The organism is Enterococcus sp. DIV0421, from assembly GCF_051713745.1.
GTDB lineage: Bacteria > Bacillota > Bacilli > Lactobacillales > Enterococcaceae > Enterococcus_D > Enterococcus_D casseliflavus.
On the sequence record NZ_JBIOQM010000019.1, the window covers coordinates 1 to 1,247 of the forward strand.

The 1,247-nt window shown below is 35.2% G+C and carries 1 protein-coding gene; it reads right to left on the reverse strand.

Going from position 1 to position 1,247, the window contains the following annotated elements; genetic code table 11:
- Nucleotides 1-42: 42 nt before the first annotated feature.
- A protein-coding gene (locus tag IGI96_RS19715) for an IS3 family transposase (RefSeq protein WP_438785358.1) occupies nucleotides 43-1,169 on the reverse strand; the annotation gives its coding sequence in 2 pieces (ribosomal slippage) (nucleotides 43-941 and nucleotides 941-1,169; 1,128 coding nt in all).
- Nucleotides 1,170-1,247 lie beyond the last annotated feature (78 nt).

A 1,247-nucleotide genomic window follows, 5' to 3' on the forward strand; every position in this document is an offset into this window, starting at 1 on the left:
TGGATTTGAGTCAATATCTTGGACACATTTTAGTAGAGACGGTTACGCCATTTTTTCTTTTGCTAACTCTTCAAACTCCTGAGGGGTTAGATAGTGAATCGAGCTGTGAATTCGATTCCGGTTATAAAATCCTTCAATGTAACTAAATAGTGCTCGATTCGCTTCTTCGAAGTCTGAGTAAGTCGTCGTGTATACTTCTTCTTTTTTCAATGATGCATGGAAGGACTCAATTCCTGCATTATCATAGGGTGTTCCTTTGCGACTATAGGAATGTCTTATTTTATTGTTTTCAAGCCAACTTTCCACTTCGATTGCTGTATATTGACTACCTAAATCGGTGTGTAGAATCATTCCTTCTGGAATGTGGTACCGTTGTTTCGCTTGATTGAGTGTTTGTAACACACAATCGACAGTCATTCGCTTAAAAAATGTATAGCTAATAATCTTTTTCGTGTGTAAATCCATAATTGAAGATAAGTAACACCAACCATTTTTCTTAGTTGGAATGTAGGTGATATCAGCTACCCATTTTTCACAGATAGTTTTAGTAGAAAAGTCCTGATTTAAGATGTTCTCTTTTAAAACAACCGGCTGAACAGACCGTTGAGGTCTGTATTTCTTAACCACAATTGACCTTAGATTTAATTGTTTCATCAATTTTTGAACATGCTTAAGAGATACTGAAATTCCTTCTTTTAGCAACACTTGATGGATTTTTGTTGCACCATATCTCTGTTTATGATCAAAAAAGATCGTTGAAATCTTCTTTTTCAATTGGTTATTTCTGACTTCTGTAGCTGTTAACGATTTATTTTTATAAAAATAGTAGACGCTTCTAGGAATTTCTAATAACCGACACAACAAAGAAACAGTGTAATCCTTACACCATTTTTCAATGAATCGGACAAGTGACTTCAGGTCTTTCGAGAGAATATGGCTGCGGCTTTTTTTAATATTTCAAGTTCCTCTTTCAAACGAGCATTTTCTTTTCTCAAATCAGCCGCTTCTTTTCCGGTTAGTCCTGTGGACGGATCAGGTAAGTATAAATTCTTCCACTTATAAATCGTCGCTTCAGCTAAGCCATATTCTTTCGCCAACCCTCGAACAGAACGTCCAGTTTGATTTAGTTCAACAATCATCTGTTTAAAATTTTCTTCATATCGGGTCATAAAATCCATCCTCTCGTAGATAAGTTTAATTTATTTCTGTCTCTACGAAAAGATGTCTAAGATTTGATACTAACACTA